Genomic DNA, 20464 nt, shown 5'->3' on the forward strand with positions numbered 1-20464 from the left:
TATTTCTTTAAAGGACAAGTGTTTTGGCTGGTTTTCTGATCAAACGCCTTTTGCAGGCGATTTTCGTGGTCGTCGCGGTGACATTGATTGTCTCGTTTGCCATCCGTTTGACGGGTGACCCGGCGCTGATGCTAAGCCAGGGGGCCGGCAGCATCACCGAGGAAGACCTTGCACGTATTCGTGAATCCCTTGGTTTGAACCAGCCGTTTTTTGTTCAGTATGCCGATTTCATGCTGGGGCTTTTCAGCCTTGATTTCGGTAGATCCTTCCTTGGTGGAACGCAGGTTTCCACCCTGATTGGCAATGCATTGCCCGCTACCCTGATGCTGGCGTTTGCATCGATGTTTGTGTCGATCGTGATTTCGATCCCGCTGGGGATCAAGGCCGCCATTTCGCGTGGCAAATGGCCCGATCAGGTCATTCGCATCCTGTCGCTGGTGGGGTTGTCATTCCCGAATTTCTGGCTGGCGATCATGCTGGTGCTGTTGCTGTCGATTACTTTCCGGCTTCTGCCGCCAAGTGGCATGACGGGGATTGAGAACTTCATCATGCCAGCCATCACCATGGGGGTGATCCTGACCGCGACCAATGTGCGGCTTGTGCGGACCTCGATGCTGGAAACCCTTCAGTCGCAATACATCATGGTCGCGCGCGCCAAGGGGCTTAGCGAGAAGGTCGTTCTTTATAAACACGCGCTTCGCAACTGTGCGATCCCGCTTGTGACTTATTTCGGTTTGCAGTTTGGCAATCTTCTGGGCGGGATTGTTGTCGTTGAGCTGGTGTTTAACTGGCCGGGAATGGGCACGCTGGCCTTTGAGGCCGTTGGTGCACGTGATTATCCGGTTTTACAGGCCGTGATTACGGTTCTGTCGATCATGATTGTCGGGGTGAACCTGCTTGTCGACATTGCCTATGGCCTGATTGATCCACGTATCCGGACGGAGTAACCCCATGGCGACCACTGCAACCAAGGCGCGGTTTGCGCGTTTTAAAAATCTTGAATTCGTTCTGGGTGCTGTTCTGACCGGTGGCATCTGTTTTCTGGTCGTGTTTTCCGATCTGCTGTTTGCCGGTGGGGCGGACAAGATTGATCTTTCGGCCCGCCTGATCGCGCCGTTTACCAATGCCGATCATATTTTTGGCACCGATCCGCTGGGGCGTGACGTTCTGGCGCGTGTGGTTTCAGGGGGCAAAATATCACTTCAGGTTGGTTTGCTTTCCGTTGCCGGGGCGGTTGTCATTGGTGTGATCATGGGCCTGATATCGGGATATTATCGCGGTTTCTGGGACATGATCGTGATGCGCTTTGCTGATGTGCAGCTTGCATTGCCGTTCATTTTGCTGGCGATCACCTTTATCGCGATCATCGGCGGTGGACTGACCAACATGATCATTCTGCTGATCATTGCGCAATCGGTGCAATATGCCCGTCTGGTGCGGGGATCGGTTCTGTCGCTAAGGGATCGGGAATTCATCCAGTCGGCCAAGGCGATTGGCGTGCGCGATATTCATATCCTGTTCCGTCACCTTCTGCCCAACCTGATCGGGCCGGTTATCGTTCTGATGACGCTTAATGTTGCGACCAATATCCTGCTTGAGAGCAGCCTGACCTTCCTTGGGCTGGGGGTTGACCCCCTGATCCCAAGCTGGGGCGGGATGCTGGCGGATGGGCGGACTTATTTGCAGAATGCCTGGTGGGTATCGGTTTTCCCCGGGCTTGCCATTCTTCTGACCGTGCTTGGCCTGAACCTTCTGGGCGACTGGCTGCGCGATAGCCTTGACCCCACAGGCAGGACGTCCAAATGACACAGATTTTCGCCACCACCTTTGCGCCGACCCTCCCAAATCTGAGCGACGAAATCGTCAAGGCCGCCAGCCCCGGGCAGCTTATCGAGGCATGGCTGTTTAACGATGCCCAAACCCGTGTCGCTACCGAGGCAAAGTTGGCCCAGCAGGGGGTCAAGGCGCGCATTCGCAGTGCCTATAAGCCGCTTTTGCATTTCTTCCTTGAAGATATTGATCTGGCAAAGTCGGGCATTGCCGATATCACGGTGCGTTATCCGCGCCATCAAAATGCGGCGGATAATCGCTTCCTGCTTGAAACCTATCCCTTGGCGGCCCTGGTTGCGCCAGCCTTGATCACGTTCGAGGCATCGGATCGTTGCGATTGCACCTATGATGTGATCCTGCGTGGGGCGGATGGGGTTGAAACCCGTCATGAAGTTTTTGCGCCAAACCGGGTGCATCAGGATGTGGTTGATGAAACCCACCTGTCGCCGACCGGGTGGGTGCGGATTATCGATGCCGATGGTCAGATTGTCCGCGATGAACGGATTGAAACCGAATATGAGGCGCTTTTTGCCCAAACCATGGCGGCCATTGCCGATTATGACTGGGGCGATCAGGAACCCTATTTCGAAGAGCTGAATATCGCGGTCGATCTGCCGGGGCATGATCAGAAGATCGCCCATGGTCACGAGGTTCTGAGCCTTCATGAAGCCCTGCACGAGGATTTCTATTTCTCGCTGCTGGAATATTTTCAGGTCAAATCAGGCCGCCCGCTGGGCGATCGTGGATTGCAGCCGGGGCAGATCGTCCCGGAAATCCGTCAGGTATCCGATGATGGTGACGCCCGGGTCACGGTTGAGTTACGCCCCCTGTCAAAGGACGAGATAGCGGGTGAGATGCAACAGATTGATCACGCCACCCGCCCGTTGACGGTTGCGCAAATCCGGGCCGAGCTTGACGGGATCGAGGGCGAAGAATTCCATGCGAGGTCGCGATCCGGGCGGATTTTGAATGCGCGCTATCACAAGGGGACGGATTTGCCGGTCATGATCAGTGGCGGGCAGCATCCCAACGAGATTTCAGGTGTTGCGGGCGCGCTTCGCGGGGCGTTGGAGCTGGCAAAACGCGATGGGGCGCATTTCACGATTTCACCGCTGGAAAATCCGGATGGTTATGCCCTTCATCAGCGCCTGATTGTCGATAACCCGAACCATATGCATCACGCGGCGCGCTATACAGCGCTTGGCGATGATATGGAATACCGCAGCGGTGATGGCCTTTATGAAAAGGAAATCCGGGTTCGGGCGCGTGCCATCAGCGGGGCAAGCCTGCATGTTAATCTGCATGGCTATCCCTGTCATGAATGGACCCGACCGCTTTCGGGGTATGTTCCGCGCGGCTTTGGCATGTGGACCCTGCCAAAGGGGTTCTTCCTGATCATGCGTCATCATGATGAATGGTCGGAACGGGCGGAAAACTTTATCGATCAGGTCACCCGAAAACTTGCCGCCATTCCGGGGCTTCTGGCATTCAACGCGGCACAGATTGATCTGTATCGCATTCATGCCGGTGAAACCGGTTTTCGGATCATCAATGGTTTCCCGTGTATGATTTCCATTGATGATCGTCATGACGTGCCGCTGACCCTGATTACCGAATATCCCGATGAAACGATCTATGGCGATGCCTTCATCGCGGCCCATACTGCGCAGATGGCAACGGTTGTTACCGCCTATGACGCATGGCAGAACCTTGATAAAGATTGATCGATCATGTCGGCCTTTTGCAAAACACCCCGGTGCAAATGCCGGGGTGTTTTCGTTTGAGGGATTAATGGAAATCGTGGCTGTCGACCTTAAGGCGTGATGTGTTTTGCTGTTTGCCGTGGCGTTGTTCAAGCTGATCAAGGTTTTGGGGGACGGGGCTGGTTTGATCGGATGGTCCTGCGGCGGGTGTGGCCCAGCGCAGGTTGCGGGGATGGGCGTTATTGGCGCGTGCAATGCGGGTGTTATCGGTCAGGCTTTGCAGCATCCCTGACAGGTCAACCAGTTTATCGGCAATGATGTGGGTGACACCGTCTTCGCGCTGAAGCTTGCCTGATACGCCAAGGACGGTTGCGGTCATGACCTCGCGGCGGAACTGTTCCATCACCTTGCTCCAGACGACCAGATTGGTGATGCCTGTTTCATCCTCAAGCGTTATGAAAACCACGCCGGACGAGGTGCCGGGGCGCTGGCGAACAATGGCAAGACCGGCATGGTTGATCCGTTCGTTATTCTTGAAATTGACCAGATCGGTCGATTTGCACACCCCGGCTGCGGACAGGGCATCGCGCAGCATCGATACAGGGTGCCCCTTAAGCGACAGCCGCAGGCTGGCGTAATCTTCGATGATTTCTTCGCCCGGTCCCATAATTGGCAGATTGACCGGGGCTTCGGGCCCGAATTCGGCGGAAACGCCCATATTGTGGTTGAAATTCTGGGCTGCTTCAAACAGGGGTAAGGCCGCCGGGGCCTTGCGCCCCTTGCCAAACCGGCGGACCGCCCATAACGCTTCGCGCCGTGACAGGCCAAGGGAGCCAAACGCATCGGCTTCGGCCAGTTTTTCAAGGGCGGCGGGGGATAGCCCGGTCTGGCGTGCCATCAGAAAGATATCCTGAAATCCGCCGGTCGGGCGGTTTGCGATCAGGGACAGGGCATCGAACTGCCCGAACCCCTTGATCTGGCGGAAGCCCAGCCGGACGGAAAGATGACCGCTGGCGCGGCCCAGTTCCCGTTCCAGATGATTGTCCCAGAAACTGTGATTGATATCGATTTCAAGCACCCGGATACCATGATTTTTGGCATCCGCAACCAGTTGCGCCGGGGCATAAAACCCCATCGGTTGCGCGTTCAGAAGGGCGCATAAAAACACATCAGGATGATGGCATTTAAGCCATGATGACGCATAGGCAAGGATGGCAAAACTGGCTGCATGGCTTTCGGGAAAGCCGTAATCGGCGAAGCCTTCGATCTGTTTGAAGCAGCGTTCGGCAAACTCGGCGTCATATCCGTTTTTTTGCATGCCATTGATGAATTTGTCGCGATGCGCGCCAATCGTGCCGGTGCGGCGAAAAGTTGCCATGGCACGGCGCAATTCATCGGCTTCGCCCCCCGTATAGCCGGCAGCCACGATGGCAATCTGCATGGCCTGTTCCTGAAACAGCGGCACGCCACAGGTGCGCTTTAAAACGGCTTCGAGTTCCTTTGACGGGTAATCGACCTTTTCGCGGCCCATGCGCCGTTGGAGGAAGGGGTGAACCATGCCGCCCTGGATCGGGCCGGGGCGGACAATGGCAACCTGAATGGTCAGGTCATAGATGCTGCGCGGCTTTAATCGTGGAAGCATGCTCATTTGCGCGCGAGATTCGACCTGAAACGTGCCGATGCTGTCGGCTTTTTCCAGCATGTCGTAAACCCGCCCGTCTTCCTTGGGAAGGGTTGCCAGATCATGATCGATATTCTTGTGGTTCCGCAATTCATCGAATGCCTTGTGAATGCAGCTTAGCATTCCAAGGGCAAGCACATCGACCTTCAGGATACCCAGCGCATCGATATCGTCCTTGTCCCATTCGATGGTGGTGCGGTCCTCCATCGCGGCATTGGCAATCGGGGACAGTTCGCATAACGGCCCGCGGGTGATGACAAAACCCCCGACATGCTGGGACAGATGGCGGGGGAACCCGGTCAGTTCTCCTGCCAGATCAAGTACCGCCTTTAAGCGCGGTTCATCGGGATGAATGCCCGACTGACGCATCATTTCATCATGGGCCCCCTTGCTGCCCGATCCCCAGATGGTTTTGGTCAGTTTGACAATGGTGTCTTCGGGCAGGCCGAACACCTTGCCGACATCGCGGATGGCGCTTCGCGACCGGTATGAAATCACGGTTGCCGTCAATCCGGCCCGTTCCCGGCCATAACGTTGATAGATATGCTGGATCACCTCTTCGCGGCGTTCATGTTCGAAATCGACATCAATGTCAGGCGGCTCGTTCCGTGCGTTGCTGATGAAGCGCGAAAACAGAAGTTCCACCTTGGCCGGGTCGACCGATGTGACATGCAGACAGAAACAGACCGATGAATTGGCGGCCGATCCGCGTCCTTGACACAGAATGTTTTGCGATCTGGCAAAGGCGACAATGTCATGCACGGTCAGGAAATAGGGGGCATAGCCGAGTTCGTCGATCAGTTTAAGTTCTGCTTCGATCAATCCCCGGACCTTGTCGGGGATGCCGTCGGGATAGCGTTTATGAGCACCTTCCCATGTCAGGCGGGTCAGGCGTTCCTGCGTGCCTTCGCCTGATCCGTCATTTTCATCGGGATATTCATAGCGTAATTCGGATAACGAGAATTGGCATTGATCGGCGATTTCGACGGTGCGGGCCAGCCATTCGGGATGTGTCGGGAAAAGTTTCGCCATGTCCTGCGGGCTTTTGACATGGCGTTCGCCATTGGGAAACAGCCGATATCCGGCATCCTCGATCCGGCAATGATGGCGAATACAGGTCAGGACATCCTGCAACGGTTTGCGCGACCGGACATGCATGTGCACGTCATTGGTGATAACTGCGGGGATAGCAAGTTCTGCCTCGACCGCCTCGGTAAAGGCCAGCCGTTCGCTATCAAACCCGTCCATGAACCGACCGATGGCAAGCCATAAACGGCCTGATAAGTGGCGTTTCAGGTCGATCAGCTGCGAGCGAAAGGTGTCATCGGGGACTTGTGGCGGAACCGCGATGAAAAGCAACCCGTCGGCGTGACTTATGATATCCGCCAGATAAATTTCGCATTCACCCTTTGGCGCACGGCGTTTGCCAAGGGTCAGTAACCGGCATAACCGGGCATAGGCCATGCGGTCCGTCGGATAACATAACAGCGACGGACCATCGACGGGATCAAGCCGACAGCCGACAATATAATTCAGCCGGTCCCTGTGGGGCTGATGTGCGGTGTGGCCACGCACGACCCCGGCCAAGGTGTTGCAGTCGGTTATCGCAATAGCATGCAGTCCCTTGGTTGCGGCCATAAGAACCAGTTCCTCGGCGTGGGAGGCCCCGCGCAGGAAGGAAAAATTGCTGCTGACCTGTAATTCGGCATAGGCAGGTGCCGATTGCTGAAGGGGGAAATCGGTCATGTCAGTCCCCGAATAATCCATGGATGGACCAGATATCCTGCCCGGTTGGGCCGGTGCGAAAGGCCCATAACAATCGGCCTGCCTGATCGCGGATGCGGAAATAATCCCGCGTTTTGGGGGATAGGGCATATTCATCCTGATCAAGGCATTGCCACCATTCCGGGCAAATCCGTTCGGGTCCTTCGGCATGGATGATGTCGACCGCCATTTTGCGCCAGCGCAGGCGGCTTGGCGTGTCATTGGTGTCGCGCGCAAGGATTTCGACCGGTTCGGGCGGGTCGATCAGGCGTGCCGGGCGTTTGGGCAATGTCATGTCGGTGCGTCTGGCCGGATATGTCCGGGCGTTAACGGCCTGTCGCACAGAAGCCTGTTCAGGCAAGTGGCTGGCGTGGTGGCCGGGGTGAAACAGCATGTCGCGCGGACCCAGATGATGGGAAATCCGGTCGATCAACTGGGCAAGGGCAATCTGGTCGGTGGTTTCTTCCTGTTGCTGGTCAAGGCGCGACTGGCGAAAGGCCACATGTTCGACCCACGGGGCGTAGACAATCACCTGTTCGATGCCAAAACCAGTATCGACACCGGGCATTTTTTCAGACAGCAATCGCAACACATGCGGGGCGGACTGGCACGGGCTTCCGGTACCAAGTGTGATGGTATGGGTATGCCCGTCAACCCGTACACAGCGCAGGATAATGCGGCGCAGACCCAGATTTTCCTGCGCCAGATTGTTGCAGAGTTCCGTTACCATGCTTTCAACCGTAATCGCCAGATTGGCCGCATCGCCCAGCGGTTCGCCAAAGCTGCGCCGGATCAGCCATGGCCGATCTGGCAAATTGAAATTCAGATGTTCGGGCAGACGTCCATAAAACTGATCAAGCCGTTGCAAAACTTCGGGCCCCAAGCGCGTGGTGATATTGGCACGCGGCATCGGGGTGATGTCGCCCAGATGTTTAAGCCCCAGCCGAAACAGGGTGACACGTGTCTGTTCGGCCAGACGCAGGGCGGATATCGGAAAACCGGCGGCAATATCATGATCGCGCGGCAGGCTTAAAATCCGTTGATCAGCCAAGGCAGCAGGGTGGCATCGTGCCGCCCCCCATGCCGCACCTGCCGTATCGGCAATGGCGGCACGGCCAGCATAACCACGTGATTTGACATCGCGCAGAACCAGCGCCAGAAGCGCACTTTCGCCACCAAAAAGGTGACTGCCGCCGGTAATTTCAAGCCACAATCCGGCATCACCTGTATGGTTATGATCGGCTTCCTGCAAGAACCGGTCTCGGGCAACCCACGGGCTGTATCGGTCCATCGCGCGGATCAAACGCGCCAGATGGCGTTCATAAAGATCGGGCTGTTCGGGAAGGTCGCGCAAAGCCGGGTATATGCTGCGTGCTTCGGCAAGGCGCATGCCCGGTGCCAGCCCGCGTGATTGTGCTGCCTTGTTGCTGCCGCAGACAAGCACACCCTTGTGATCAGCTCGCGTGATCACGACCGGTTCCCGTTGCGGGGATGGTGCGGTTTGCGGGGTATCATCCCCGGTTTCAGGCATATCGATCCGGTGGCAATCTGTTTTCCAGTGCGTCAGCCACAGATAAAGAAAACGTTGTTGCATCAATTTGCATTCTCCAGCTGCCCGGTCGAACCCCGCGTCCCCCGATCAGGCTGAGTATGTGTCGGTTGCCTGTTGTTGAATGTTTCGCTGCTTCCGGCGTTATCCGCCACCGCGTATGCGCGCTTGATGCGGTGGTTTTGCCATCGGACCGCATATGCCGGATCGCAATCAGGCGCGTATGTCCGGCTTCGCAGGCTAGTTGCAGGCGGCGTGCCGCAGTCAGGTCATAATCCGTGGTTTCGACAATGATGCTGACGATCTGTCCGGATTTTGCCGCTTCCTCGCAGGTCCAAAGGGCGGTGGCCTGCCGATCAACCACCATCATGACCGGCATATCCGTCGCTGGCAGCGCAAGCGGATAAAGCCCGCCTTGGTCAATCGCGCGCCGTTGTCGAATCCAAAACAGGCTTTTGCCTGTTTGATCCCCGATGGAAAGTCGTGCCAGATACCATGCCAGAATGGAGGCGGCGGTATCATCATGACCGCAGATGATTTCATGCAGACCCACCGGGGCAATGCCCCCGATGCTGATATGATGTGCCAGATCGACCCCGCCAAAGGCACGGCGCATGATCCGATCCGTCCCGCCGGGCAGGCAGGCAACCTGTCCTTTCCATTGTTTTTCGGCCCGTTGCAACGCAGCACGGGCAAGATGAAGACGTCTGTCCGACATGATGTAAGTTCCTGATTTGTTCTTTTTATGTGGTCAGGACGGAACAGGAGTCAAGCAGCAAAGACCGGGAAATGTCAGGAAGGGTCCAAGTCATTGCGCCAAAACAAAACCCGATGCCAGGAGCATCGGGTTTTGCATGTGAATTATGGACGTCAGATGATCAGATTTCCGGATACCACGCACCCAGAACGCCGAATTCTTCGAGCTTGGCAACGATGACCTCTGCTGCCTGTTCGGCGGTTTGATCAGATGTGTTGACCGTGATCTCGGCGTTTTCCGGTGCTTCATACGGGCTGTCGATCCCGGTGAAATTGGCGATTTTGCCTTCGCGGGCCTTTTTATAAAGGCCTTTCACGTCGCGCTGTTCGCAGACTTCAATCGGGGTGTCGATAAAGACCTCGATGAACTCGCCATCTTCGACAAGGCTACGCGCAAACTGGCGTTCGCTTTTGAACGGCGAGATGAAGGATACCAGCGTGATGATCCCGGCATCGACAAACAGCTTGGCGGTTTCACCCACACGGCGGATGTTTTCCACCCGGTCGGCATCGGTAAAGCCAAGGTCCTTGTTCAATCCGTGACGGACATTGTCACCATCAAGGGTGTAGGTGTGCTTGCCCATGGCATGCAGCTTTTTCTCGACCAGGTTGGCGATGGTCGATTTACCGGCACCCGAAAGACCCGTGAACCACAGAACGGCTGATTTCTGACCTTTCTGATAGGCACGTGACTTTTTGTTGATGTCCATTTCCTGCCATTTGACGTTGGTCGCACGGCGAAGCGAATGGTTGACCATGCCTGCGCCAACGGTGGCGTTGGAATAACGGTCGATGATGATGAACCGGCCCGAATGGCGGTTGTCATCATAGGGATCAAAGGCCAGTGCCTTGTCGGTTGCGATATTGGCAATGCCGACTTCGTTCAGTTCCAGCGTCTTGCCGGCAATATGTTCCAGCGTATTGACATTGACCTTGTATTTCAGGTCGCTGATCTGTGCGTTGGTGACCTGTGCGCCCATCTTGATGATATAGGGGCGGCCGGGCAGAAGATGATCTTCGTGCATCCAGATGATGCGGGCTTCGAACTGGTCGGCAAATTCCGGACGTTCATCCGGGCGGGCCAGAACATCGCCGCGCGAAATGTCGATTTCATCTTCGAGGGTCAGGGTCACGGCCTGACCGGCAAAAGCCTGATCGAGGTTGCCGTCAAAGGTGACGATTTCCCTGATCTTGCTGGTCTGACCCGAGGCGGTGACGGCAATCGCATCGCCCGGCTTGATGATGCCCGATGCGATGGTGCCGGAAAAACCCCGGAAATCAAGGTTCGGGCGGTTGACCCACTGCACCGGAAGACGGAACGGCTTTTCAATCGCATCCTGTTCGACCTGAACGGTTTCAAGATGTGCGAGCAGCGTCGGACCTTCGTACCAAGGGGTGTTCGGGCTGGCTTCGATCATGTTATCGCCGCGAAGGGCCGATAACGGGATTGGCATGATCGAGCTATAGCCAAGGTCTTTGGCGAATTCCTTGTAGTCGGCAACAATGGTGTCGAATTTGGCCTGATCATAGTCGATCAGGTCCATCTTATTCACGGCGAGCACCACATGCTTGATCCCCAGCAACGACGTGATGAAGCTGTGGCGACGTGTCTGTGTCAGGATGCCTTTGCGGGCATCGATCAGGATCACGGCGACATCGGCGGTCGAGGCACCGGTTGCCATGTTGCGGGTATATTGTTCATGGCCGGGGGTATCGGCGACAATGAATTTGCGTTTGTCGGTCGAAAAGAACCGATAGGCGACATCAATCGTGATGCCCTGTTCGCGTTCGGCCTGAAGCCCGTCCAGCAGCAGGGCGAAATCGATCTCGCCGCCTTGGGTGCCGACCTTGCGGCTATCGGATTCAAGGGCTGCCAACTGATCTTCAAAGATCATTTTGGAATCCCAAAGCAGACGGCCAATCAGGGTTGATTTGCCATCATCGACACTGCCGCACGTGATGAAGCGCAGCAGGCTTTTTTCTTCCTGGGATTTCAGGTAGCCGAGAATGTCATCGGCAATCAGGTCGGATTGATGCGCCATTAGAAGTATCCTTCCTGCTTCTTCTTTTCCATCGACCCGGCTTCGTCGTGGTCAATCATACGACCCTGACGCTCGCTTGAACGGGTCAGCAGCATTTCCTGAATGATATCGGGCAGGGTGGTTGCTTCGGACTCAACAGCACCGGTGAGTGGGTAGCAGCCCAAGGTGCGGAACCGTACCGATTTCATTTCCGGCTTTTCACCCGGATGAAGCGGCATGCGGTCGTCATCGACCATGATAAGCGTACCGTCACGCTCAACCACCGGGCGCTTGGCCGAATAATATAGCGGCACAATCGGGATCTGTTCGAGATAGATATATTGCCAGATATCAAGCTCGGTCCAGTTCGAGATCGGGAAAGCGCGAATGCTTTCGCCCTTGTTGATCCGTGCGTTGTAAATGTCCCACAATTCCGGGCGCTGATTTTTCGGGTCCCAGCGATGGGTTTCGGTGCGGAACGAAAACACGCGTTCCTTGGCGCGTGCCTTTTCCTCGTCACGCCGCGCCCCGCCAAAGGCTGCATCGAACTTGTATTTGTTCAGCGCCTGTTTCAGCGATTGGGTTTTCATGACGTCGGTATGCAGGCTTGATCCGTGGGTGAACGGGCCAATGCCCTGATCAACGCCGTCCTGATTGATATGAACAATCAGCTCAAACCCGTATTCCGCCGCCACCTTGTCGCGAAATTCGATCATTTCGCGGAATTTCCACGTGGTATCGACATGCATTAGCGGAAAGGGCGGCGGGGCCGGGTAAAATGCCTTGCGCGCCAGATGCAGCAAAACCGACGAATCCTTGCCGATGGAATAAAGCATCACAGGCCGTTCGAACGACGCCGCAACTTCGCGGATAATGTGAATACTCTCGGCCTCAAGCTGGCGGAGATGGGTCAGATTAGGCTGCATTCTCGTTCCTGCCGATCAATCAAAACTGTGGCAAATAACACAAAATTTGTGTTTATAAATGTATTTCACGTTGCTTTGATGGGTAATATGGAAACGGCTTTGATGCAAGCGCGATCTATCCAAATCACACAAAAAAGATAACCAGATATTTTCTAGTACAAAGGAAATATGTTCTTTGGGTGTTTTCTTTGCGGATGAAATACGGGAACCTTATTGAAAGGTGATAAGCCCAGTTATCCATTAAGCTGCTTGGTCCAGAAATGTCATTAGAGGCGCTTGGTGACTAAAGTATGGGAGCACTTTAAGGTTTTCTGAGTGGACTGTACTCATTTAATAGTTGTATTAGTTGATGGTAAAGTTTGGGCATGTGTCTCAATTTGGTTCTGTGCTGGATTAGGAGGATGTGAAAATGGTGACTGATCAGAATAACCAAGAAAAAGAAAATCGAGGAGCTTGGATTGTTCATCATGCTAGAAAAATCTCAATGGATATACATGCTCCGTCAGAGTACTCAGTGCTGGATGAGGCTGGTAAGGCTGCTGATTTGCTGATGAAGTTGTCAGAAGCGGACGAGGCTAAGCTATCTAAAGATGAGGTGCAGGCGGTTGCTCTCTCCGCGCGTTTAAATCCGAGAACAGAACTTCCACATTATCTGAATTTACTGAAAGACAAACGACTAATTGACGAAGCAGCTGGTGAGATTGTGGTTCTTGGTGTTAATACTCGGGGAGTATTACGACATGCTGTTGATATTTTTGAGGATGGAGAACCTAAACCTTTTGAGCTGGCAGCAATTGAGCTTGGAGAAATTGCCTCTAGTTCTCCAATATATCTAGCTGACGCAAAAGAAATAGTTGCCGATAAATTCGAAATTCGTAATGCCGATGTGCTTGATTTTCTCAGAAGGTCAGTCGAAATAGGTTTTGTCGATCAGGAGGGAGATGACCCTTCAAATACATTATTATTTAATGGGAATCTTTTTAAGCGAGATTCAGTTGAAAAGTCGGCGCGAGTTCTGTCTTCTTTGTCATCGGCGGAACAAGGAAAATTAACCGAAGTGACTGAGGTGATTTCTGCGCGAGGCTGTGTGTCGGCATCTAAATGTGAGAGTATCCTCGGGACGACTTTGTTTGAAAAATTGAAAGCGGCTGCCGTTTTCGAGGTAAACACTGTTTCCAATGAGTTAGGTGAGCATGCTTTCGTCACTCTTCCCGGGGCATTTCATAAATTTGTGAATCCAATTGTTGATGATAGTTTTGATTTAGCGAAGGCTTTGGTTTCAGCTCTTGCCTACGGAATGCAGTTAAGGTCCCGATCTCAAGGTAGAATTATCAGTGTTGATTGGATTTTGAACGCGTTGATATCTGGACGTAGTATCGGTCCCGCAACAGCTATAGGTGCTGATTATAGGGTCTTGGAGGAGAACAGAGTCGTGAAGCTGACACCAGCAGGTGGAAATATGTATAGAATGAGGCTTCTAAAAAAAGATATTGGTCAGCTGGCGTTACAAGTTTTAAAGAGCGGTGATGCTAATGCCGAGAGTTTGAATACGCCTCCTAGCTCCCCGATGACCGGTTATAAATCACCAGAAAGAGCTCGTGAACAGGTTCGAAAAAATCAATCGCAACCTAGTAAAAGACAAACGCATGACATTCTCAATGCGCTTCGCGGTCGGAGGGCTGTTTGATGGTCTCTAAATCAGGTGAAAAGGGTTATAAACTTGAGGAGCTTCTTCGAGCTTATTTCATTAGAGCAGGAGTTTACGCCGTTAGGGGAGTTCCATTCCAGCTGCATGGAGATGATTTAACAGATGTTGATATTTGGCTGTATGAACGCCCGACCGGGTCATCAAGGCGGACTCAAATTGTTGATGCAAAGTCAAAGACAAAGCCGAAAGCTATTGAACGCTTATTTTGGACAAAAGGCTTGGCTGAGCTCTTGAGGGTTGACGGAGCGTATATTGCCACCACCGATACCCGAGCACTTTTACATGAGATGTCTAGGAAAATCGGCGTATCTGTTCTTGATGGTTCAGATATCAAGCGAATGGCAGAAAGTGAAAAAGTTCTATTTGAAGATAGAATTGATGAAGAGAAACTAGAACAGAAAATTAAATCCGTAGACTCTTCTAGAAGAGGAAAGCACATACAGGATGCTTATCGAGATCTTAAAGCGTCTTTAATTGATGATTTTGGGTTTGGGACGGTTAATCGTGCATTGGATCATTTTTCTCAGTTCTCTAAGATGGCCAATCAATGCCATCCAAATAGTAGCGCCTCAGAAGTATTTATCAGGCTATCGTATATTTCTGCTTCAATAGTCGCAATATCTATTGATCTTTGTATGGCAAAGGTATCATTTAAATCTTTTGAAGAAAGGCGTAAGACACTTCTAAACGTTATTCGGTTTGGTCATGATGATTTTGAGGTAGGAATCGAGAAAATTAGAGTGGCTGCTGCACTGGTGGAAAAATATATTCCGAACGGTAGTGCTCTTTCTCAGGTAATGATTTCCTCTGTTCAGAAAGACTATGCTAGTATACCAGCCGAGATAATAGTTGATTTTGTTTTATCACACTTAAAAAGAGATGGACTCTTCCAGCTAGCTAGGCATTTAGAATATAGAGGATTCCACCAGAATTTGTCTTCATTTGATAATCTCTCAAGTGACGAAAAGTCATTTTTGGGTGTTGTATTGGATTTTTCAGGATCTGATCGTTCTTCTTTTGCAAAAAGCTGGACTTCGGAGAAGGCAGAAAATCATAATGAAGTTAACCCTGAGATCGGAGAAATTGATTCTGATAAAGACGTTGGGCCATTATTTGCAAAAAGATAATTGCTATATTTAATATATTCCAATTGTTGTGATGATTATGGGTGCTATCAGTCCAAGGTGTGTTTGAGGTTTTCAAAAACTCAAACCGGATAGCCTTTGAATGCCTTGGTCTGGGCCAAAGCGACATGGCCGATGAATTTGGTGATGCCAAGATTGCCGTGGATCATTTCCTCGGACAGGGAATGATAATGCTGCACATCGCGACAAACGAGGCACAGCATATAATCATACGGCCCTGAAATCCGGTAGGCGGCAACGACTTCGGGGATGGTTTTGGCCGCGTCGGCAAACCGTTTGTAATCGGCGGCGGTCTTGCCGGTCAGTGTGACCTCGGCAAAGACCCGGACATGCGGGCAGATTTTTTCGATATCAAGCACCGCGCGGTAGCGTTTCACGACCGCTTCTTTTTCAAGCTTTTTGACCCGGTCAAGGCACGGGCTCGGGCTTAGTCCCACCAGCTTTGACAGGGCAAGATTGGTCAGCTTTGCATTGGCCTGAAGGGCGCGCAGGATTTTAAGGTTGATCTCGTCGATCTTGATCATCGGGTCGCCGTTATCTTGTTTGCGCCACCTTACACATAAAAAAACGGCCCGACCAGTATTCCGGTCGGGCAGGTGGGGCAGGATTTGGGACGTTTCGAAAATCAGGCAGCCATGCCCTTGCGTTCCTCGGCACTCAGTTCACCCATTACCTGATCAATGCCCTTTTTGATCGCATCGACCATCTGGTCGGCTTCGCCCCGGCTTAGCGTCAGGGGCGGGGAAAATGCCAGGCTGTCGGCGGTTGGAAGCGGGCGGACAATCACGCCCTGGTTTCCGATGGCTGCGGCACAGCGTGCTGCGATCTTGTGTTTCAGATCGAACCCGGTTTTTGTGTTCCGGTCCGCCATCAGTTGCAAGGCACCCAGCAGGCCGACACCGCGGACTTCGCCGATATGAGCGTGATGGCCAAAGGTATCGTTAAGCTGCGCATGCAGATAGGCACCGGTTTCTGCCGAGTTCGCGACCAGATTTTCGCCTTCGATGATCGCAAGGTTCGCCAGTGCCACGGCCGATCCCACCGGATGGCCGGAATAGGTAAAGCCATGGGCAAATGCACCAAGGGTTGCCGACCCGTCGCGCAGGACTTTCCAGATATCGTCGCTGATAAAGGCTGCCGACATCGGGAAATAGCCGCTGGTCAGGCCCTTGGCGGTGGCGATCATATCGGGGCGAATGTCATAAAGCTGATGACCAAACCAGTGCCCGGTGCGGCCGTAACCGCAAACAACCTCGTCACAGATGAACAGGATATCGTGCTTTTTCAACACCGCCTGAACGGCCCTGAAATAGCCCTTTGGCGGGGTGATCACACCACCGGCCCCCATGATCGGTTCGGCAATGAAGGCACCGACCGTTTCCGGGCCTTCGGCGATGATCAGGGATTCAAGCTCGTTTGCCAGCCGGTCCGAAAACTGTTCCTCGGTCTCGCCCGGTTTGGCTTCGCGGTAATAATGCGGGAGCGACGTGTGTTTGACTTCGGGGATCGGCAGGCCGAAATTGCGATGAAACGATGCAAGCCCGGTCAGGCTGGCGGTGGCAATGGTGGTGCCGTGATAGGCCTGCTTGCGGGCGATGATCTTGCGCTTTTCCGGCTTGCCGCGAAGCCCGTTATAATACCAGACGATCTTCATCAATGTGTCGTTGGCATCCGACCCGGAACTGCCAAAGAACACCTTGGTGATGTGAGCGGGCATTTTTGCCACCAGCTTTTCGGCCAGCTCGATCTGGGCCGGGTTGGATGCCCCGGCAAAGGTATGGAAATAGCCCATCTGATCGGATGCGGCCTTCATCGCATCGCCGATCTCGGTCCGGCCATAGCCGATATTCATGCACCAAAGCCCGCCAACCCCGTCCAGCATTCTATTGCCGTCGGTATCGGTAATGAACGCGCCCTTGCCCTTAACAAAAATGCGGGCCGGGCCGTTGTTTGACACATCGGCAACCACGGATGCCGGATGCAGGATATTGGCCGCATCCGATCTTTTGAGATGTTCGGTATCATAGAGGGTCGACATGGCGGGTCTCCGGGGCTTTGTGTGGGGCGTGAAGCTTGTTGTTTCCGTTATTCTGCCACGGTTGGTCCGGTATTAAATTTTGAAGCTGGTAGACTTTACAGCAGTGGCTGCGGTTGAAACTCGTTGCCTTTGCAACCGAAGATAGTTTAATTTTCGAATCACTTTTTAATTTCTAAGTTTGGGGTAAAAATGTCTGAAATTGCCTGCCCACATTGCCATTATGTTTCTCAGAATGGAGTAAAGGTCTGTATCGGTTGCCAAGCCGAGGTGGTCTACGGAAGTACTTCAAGTGAAATAAAAACTGCCATGCTTTTCGGAGGTATTGGCGCATCGATATTGTCTAGTATTATTATGGCAAATTTCTTTGGGTACAGTTTTGCTGCAATGCTGGTTTTCGCAGCTATCGGAGCCGTGGTTGCGGTTGTTTTGACGGACAAAGCGCATCATGGAAACGTTAGATTCGTCCGACGTTACTTTAACCATTAGCACCGTAGATGCATGCTAATTAGGTGTGCTGGAAATCATAAATCGGGCCAAGGTCGAGAAGTTGCGTCAGCTCATCAAGAGCTGTCCGGACTTCGTTCAGAAGTAGCGGATCGCGGAAATCATCAGCGCTTAGCCGGTCGCGATAATGTTTTTCGACCCAGCCTGTCAGTTCGGCAAAGCGTTGATCGTCGATCAGGCTTTGCGGGTTGGTGGCGGCAAGTTCATCCCCTGTCAGGGCGACGCGCAGCCGCAAACAGGCCGGCCCACCGCCATTGCGCATGCTTTGGCGCAGGTCGAAAAACTTGATCTGTCTTATTGGCGTATTGTCCTTGCCGATCAGGTCATAAAGGTAATCGCGGACCGATATGGTTTCTTCGGCCTCGGTCGGCAGGATCAGCATCATCTGACCATTTTCCGGCAGGCGCAAAAGCTGTGAATTGAACAGGTAGCTTTTGATCACGTCGGGAAGCGGCACCGCGCTTTGGGGCACCTCGATGCTGGTGAAATCGGCAATGCCGTCCATCTTGCGCCGGATGTCGTCAATGACGGCGGGCGTGTTAACAAAGACGTCCTCGTAATGGAACAGCACATTGGCATTGCCGACCGAAATCACGTCATTATGAAACACCCCGGCATCAATCAGGTCCGGGTTTTGCTGCGCATAGACGACACCATTTTCGGATAAGCCATGATGGCGGGCAATCGCGCTGCTGGCTTCGAACGTCTGGCGTGCCGGATAGCGGTTTGGCCGGGTTTTACCAGGATCAAAAGCATGACGGCCATAGACGAAAAATTCGACCCCGCGCGCGCCGTAATCGCCACAAAAACGGGTGTGGTTGGCAGCCCCCTCGTCCCCCATATGGTCGGTGCCGGGCAGGGCGGCATGATGGATGAAATGATCAGGATTGGCGAATGTCGCGGCAAGTGCGCGCCCGGTCACCGGATGTTCGATCGACCGGTGGAACATGGCGCACAGATTGGCCGGGGTGAAATGCACCTTGCCATCGGCAGTATCACCGCTAGGCGAAACGGTTGCGGCATTGGCCGTCCACATCGGGGATGCCGATGATACCGCCAGAACAAGGTTCGGGTTGGTCTTCCAGGCGGAGGCCAGAACATCACCATCCGACCCACAAAAGCCGAAAACATCGCGCAGGGTTTTGACATGCGGGCGTTCATGGGGTGGCAACACACCCTGCACAAAGCCCATGTCATGCAGCGCCTTCATCTTGGTCAGGCCCTGAAGGGCGGCGGATTTTGGGTTGGAATGTGTGCTGGCGTTGCTGGTCGAGGCGACATTGCCAAAGCTTAACCCGGCATAATTGTGCGTTGGCCCGACCAAACCGTCAAAATTGGCTTCGATGGCGTATCGGGTCATGGACGTACTCCTTTGGGGACGGCATCGGGGGCGATCAGTTTGTCGATCTGAAGGGTTGCGACCGGCCATGCGCAATAATCGGCGGCGTAATAGGCCGACGGGCGGTGGTTGCCGCTTTCGCCGATGCCGCCAAACGGGGCGCTACTGGATGCGCCGGTCAGCTGTTTGTTCCAGTTGACGATCCCGGCGCGGCTTTCATGGATGAAGCGCTGCCATAGTTCGGCATCATCGCACAGCAACCCGGCGGCAAGGCCAAAACGGGTATTGTTGGCTTCGCGGATGGCATCGTCAAAGTGATCGACCCGGATGATTTGCAGGATCGGACCAAACAGTTCCTCGTCCGCACGGTTCTTTACATCGGTCACCTCAATCAGGCCCGGCGTCAGAAACGGGCGGGCAGGGACGGGACGCGTCATTTCGCGGATGATTTTGGCACCATCGGTAATAAGTTTTGCCTGTGCCGCGATCAATGCATCCGCCGCCCGGTTGGAAATCACCGGGCCCATAAAGGGTTCGGGATCATCATCCGGTGCGCCAACGATCAGCCTGTCGCAATAATCATTGATCGCGGCGATCATTGCATCGCCTTTTGCGCCGGATGGCACGATCAGGCGGCGCGCACAGGTGCAACGCTGCCCCGCCGTGATAAAGGCCGACATGGCGGTATGGTGGGCCACGGCATCCAGATCGGCGGCGTCCCAGACCACAAGCGGATTATTCCCGCCAAGTTCGAGGGCCAGGATTTTATCCATCTGCCTGGCAAAGGCATGGTGCAAATGGCGTCCGGTCGGGACACTGCCGGTAAAGAACAGCCCGTCGATACCGGGATGCTGCGCCACGGCAATGCCGGTATCGCGTTCGCCCTGCACAAGGTTCAGAACCCCGCCCGGCAATCCGGCCTGTTGCCAGAGCTTTACGGTTTCCTCGGCGACAAGCGGGGTTAGTTCGGATGGCTTGAACACCACGCAATTGCCCGCCAGAAGGGCCGGGACGATATGGCCGTTGGGCAGATGGCCGGGGAAGTTATAGGGACCAAAGACCGCAACCACCCCATGGGGTTTATGGCGCAAGATCGCCTGTCCGCCGCCCGGTGCGTCACCTTGGCGTGTGCCGGTGCGGTCGTGATATGCCTTGATCGAAATCGTGATTTTACCGGCCATTGCACCGACTTCTGTTAATGCCTCCCAATGCGGTTTTCCGGCATCAAGGCTGATGGTGCGTGCCAGTGCGTCCTTGTGATCATTGAGAAGCCCTGCAAACCGTTCAAGGATTTCGATCCGTTCATTCAGATCGCGTTTTGCCCATGCCGGAAAGGCATTTCGTGCCGCTATGATCGCGGCGTTAACATCATCACTGCTGGCGGAATTTCCCTGCCAGATGATATCGCCGTTGGTCGGGTTTTCGGCGTGAAACGGCGTACCAATGCCGGTCTGCCATGTGCCATTGATGAACAGGGCGGGATTTGATTTCTGGGCCATG

The 20464-nt window shown here is 53.9% G+C and carries 15 protein-coding genes; 6 read left to right on the plus strand and 9 right to left on the minus strand.

The window, feature by feature from the left end; translation table 11 throughout:
- The first annotated feature begins 23 nt into the window (after window positions 1-23).
- Genes ABIE64_RS02785 through ABIE64_RS02795 form a run of 3 tightly spaced genes read left to right on the plus strand, consistent with a single transcriptional unit; the run spans window position 24 to window position 3554 of the window.
- A complete protein-coding gene (locus ABIE64_RS02785; protein ID WP_354376580.1) occupies window positions 24-947 on the plus strand; it encodes an ABC transporter permease in 924 nt (307 codons plus the stop codon).
- Between the two features lie 4 nt (window positions 948-951).
- Window positions 952-1806 carry an ABC transporter permease gene (locus ABIE64_RS02790; RefSeq protein WP_354376581.1) on the plus strand — a complete coding sequence of 285 codons (855 nt, stop codon included), beginning with the start codon at window positions 952-954 and terminating at the stop codon, window positions 1804-1806.
- Window positions 1803-3554: a M14 family metallopeptidase gene (locus tag ABIE64_RS02795; RefSeq protein WP_354376582.1), complete on the plus strand. Its 1752-nt coding sequence runs from the start codon at window positions 1803-1805 to the stop codon at window positions 3552-3554. Before ABIE64_RS02790 ends, ABIE64_RS02795 begins: the two co-directional genes overlap by 4 nt.
- A 64-nt stretch (window positions 3555-3618) precedes the next feature.
- Here the strand turns inward: ABIE64_RS02795 and ABIE64_RS02800 are convergent, their stop codons facing one another.
- The 5 genes from ABIE64_RS02800 to cysD all read right to left on the minus strand — a co-directional run bounded on the left by ABIE64_RS02800 (window position 3619) and on the right by cysD (window position 12218).
- A complete protein-coding gene (locus ABIE64_RS02800) occupies window positions 3619-6960 on the minus strand; it encodes an error-prone DNA polymerase (RefSeq protein WP_354376583.1) in 3342 nt (1113 codons plus the stop codon).
- A gap of 1 nt (window position 6961) precedes the next feature.
- Window positions 6962-8572 (minus strand): Y-family DNA polymerase, encoded by a 1611-nt coding sequence (locus tag ABIE64_RS02805; RefSeq protein ID WP_354376584.1) that lies wholly within the window; start codon window positions 8570-8572, stop codon window positions 6962-6964.
- Window positions 8502-9245 (minus strand): ImuA family protein, encoded by a 744-nt coding sequence (locus ABIE64_RS02810; RefSeq protein ID WP_341364504.1) that lies wholly within the window; start codon window positions 9243-9245, stop codon window positions 8502-8504. The genes ABIE64_RS02805 and ABIE64_RS02810 overlap by 71 nt, the downstream gene beginning before the upstream one ends.
- A gap of 160 nt (window positions 9246-9405) precedes the next feature.
- Window positions 9406-11325 carry a sulfate adenylyltransferase subunit CysN gene (gene cysN, locus ABIE64_RS02815; RefSeq protein ID WP_354376585.1) on the minus strand — a complete coding sequence of 640 codons (1920 nt, stop codon included), beginning with the start codon at window positions 11323-11325 and terminating at the stop codon, window positions 9406-9408.
- Window positions 11325-12218, minus strand: coding sequence for a sulfate adenylyltransferase subunit CysD (gene cysD / locus ABIE64_RS02820; protein ID WP_503012841.1), 894 nt, complete (start codon window positions 12216-12218; stop codon window positions 11325-11327). Before cysD ends, cysN begins: the two co-directional genes overlap by 1 nt.
- 421 nt (window positions 12219-12639) lie before the next feature.
- Between cysD and ABIE64_RS02825 the strand changes: the two genes are divergently transcribed.
- Window positions 12640-13917 carry a hypothetical protein gene (locus tag ABIE64_RS02825; RefSeq protein WP_354376587.1) on the plus strand — a complete coding sequence of 426 codons (1278 nt, stop codon included), beginning with the start codon at window positions 12640-12642 and terminating at the stop codon, window positions 13915-13917.
- On the plus strand, window positions 13917-15065 hold the full coding sequence (locus ABIE64_RS02830; RefSeq protein ID WP_354376588.1) for a hypothetical protein: 1149 nt from the start codon (window positions 13917-13919) through the stop codon (window positions 15063-15065). The genes ABIE64_RS02825 and ABIE64_RS02830 overlap by 1 nt, the downstream gene beginning before the upstream one ends.
- An 80-nt stretch (window positions 15066-15145) precedes the next feature.
- On the opposite strand, the gene ABIE64_RS02835 is transcribed toward ABIE64_RS02830, so the two are convergent.
- Window positions 15146-15607 carry an Lrp/AsnC family transcriptional regulator gene (locus tag ABIE64_RS02835; RefSeq protein WP_071240490.1) on the minus strand — a complete coding sequence of 154 codons (462 nt, stop codon included), beginning with the start codon at window positions 15605-15607 and terminating at the stop codon, window positions 15146-15148.
- Between the two features lie 101 nt (window positions 15608-15708).
- Window positions 15709-17121, minus strand: coding sequence for an aminotransferase (locus ABIE64_RS02840; RefSeq protein ID WP_354376589.1), 1413 nt, complete (start codon window positions 17119-17121; stop codon window positions 15709-15711).
- A 189-nt stretch (window positions 17122-17310) separates the two neighbouring features.
- Here ABIE64_RS02840 and ABIE64_RS02845 point away from each other — a divergent pair, with 189 nt between their 5' ends.
- Entirely contained in the window at window positions 17311-17607 is a 297-nt protein-coding gene (locus tag ABIE64_RS02845) for a hypothetical protein (protein WP_139190028.1), read from the plus strand.
- A 19-nt stretch (window positions 17608-17626) separates the two neighbouring features.
- Here the strand turns inward: ABIE64_RS02845 and astB are convergent, their stop codons facing one another.
- Together astB and astD are read right to left on the minus strand one after the other, a co-directional pair.
- On the minus strand, window positions 17627-18985 hold the full coding sequence (astB, locus tag ABIE64_RS02850; protein WP_354376590.1) for an N-succinylarginine dihydrolase: 1359 nt from the start codon (window positions 18983-18985) through the stop codon (window positions 17627-17629).
- Window positions 18982-20463: a succinylglutamate-semialdehyde dehydrogenase gene (astD, locus tag ABIE64_RS02855; protein WP_354376591.1), complete on the minus strand. Its 1482-nt coding sequence runs from the start codon at window positions 20461-20463 to the stop codon at window positions 18982-18984. The genes astB and astD overlap by 4 nt, the downstream gene beginning before the upstream one ends.
- Window position 20464: the final 1 nt, after the last annotated feature.

The sequence above is a fragment of the Thalassospira sp. MBR-102 genome (assembly GCF_040549275.1).
In the GTDB taxonomy this organism is placed as follows: domain Bacteria; phylum Pseudomonadota; class Alphaproteobacteria; order Rhodospirillales; family Thalassospiraceae; genus Thalassospira; species Thalassospira xiamenensis.

What these genes read in the sequence shown, in the direction of transcription:
- ABIE64_RS02845 (WP_139190028.1), top strand. Translation starts at nt 17,311, where the DNA reads ATGTCTGAAATTGCCTGCCCACATTGCCATTATGTTTCTCAGAATGGA.
- ABIE64_RS02825 (WP_354376587.1), top strand. Translation starts at nt 12,640, where the DNA reads ATGGTGACTGATCAGAATAACCAAGAAAAAGAAAATCGAGGAGCTTGG.
- ABIE64_RS02800 (WP_354376583.1), bottom strand. Translation starts at nt 6,960, where the DNA reads ATGACCGATTTCCCCCTTCAGCAATCGGCACCTGCCTATGCCGAATTA.
- astD (WP_354376591.1), bottom strand. Translation starts at nt 20,463, where the DNA reads ATGGCCCAGAAATCAAATCCCGCCCTGTTCATCAATGGCACATGGCAG.
- ABIE64_RS02830 (WP_354376588.1), top strand. Translation starts at nt 13,917, where the DNA reads ATGGTCTCTAAATCAGGTGAAAAGGGTTATAAACTTGAGGAGCTTCTT.
- ABIE64_RS02810 (WP_341364504.1), bottom strand. Translation starts at nt 9,245, where the DNA reads ATGTCGGACAGACGTCTTCATCTTGCCCGTGCTGCGTTGCAACGGGCC.
- ABIE64_RS02795 (WP_354376582.1), top strand. Translation starts at nt 1,803, where the DNA reads ATGACACAGATTTTCGCCACCACCTTTGCGCCGACCCTCCCAAATCTG.
- cysN (WP_354376585.1), bottom strand. Translation starts at nt 11,325, where the DNA reads ATGGCGCATCAATCCGACCTGATTGCCGATGACATTCTCGGCTACCTG.
- ABIE64_RS02805 (WP_354376584.1), bottom strand. Translation starts at nt 8,572, where the DNA reads ATGCAACAACGTTTTCTTTATCTGTGGCTGACGCACTGGAAAACAGAT.
- ABIE64_RS02840 (WP_354376589.1), bottom strand. Translation starts at nt 17,121, where the DNA reads ATGTCGACCCTCTATGATACCGAACATCTCAAAAGATCGGATGCGGCC.
- ABIE64_RS02835 (WP_071240490.1), bottom strand. Translation starts at nt 15,607, where the DNA reads ATGATCAAGATCGACGAGATCAACCTTAAAATCCTGCGCGCCCTTCAG.
- ABIE64_RS02790 (WP_354376581.1), top strand. Translation starts at nt 952, where the DNA reads ATGGCGACCACTGCAACCAAGGCGCGGTTTGCGCGTTTTAAAAATCTT.
- astB (WP_354376590.1), bottom strand. Translation starts at nt 18,985, where the DNA reads ATGACCCGATACGCCATCGAAGCCAATTTTGACGGTTTGGTCGGGCCA.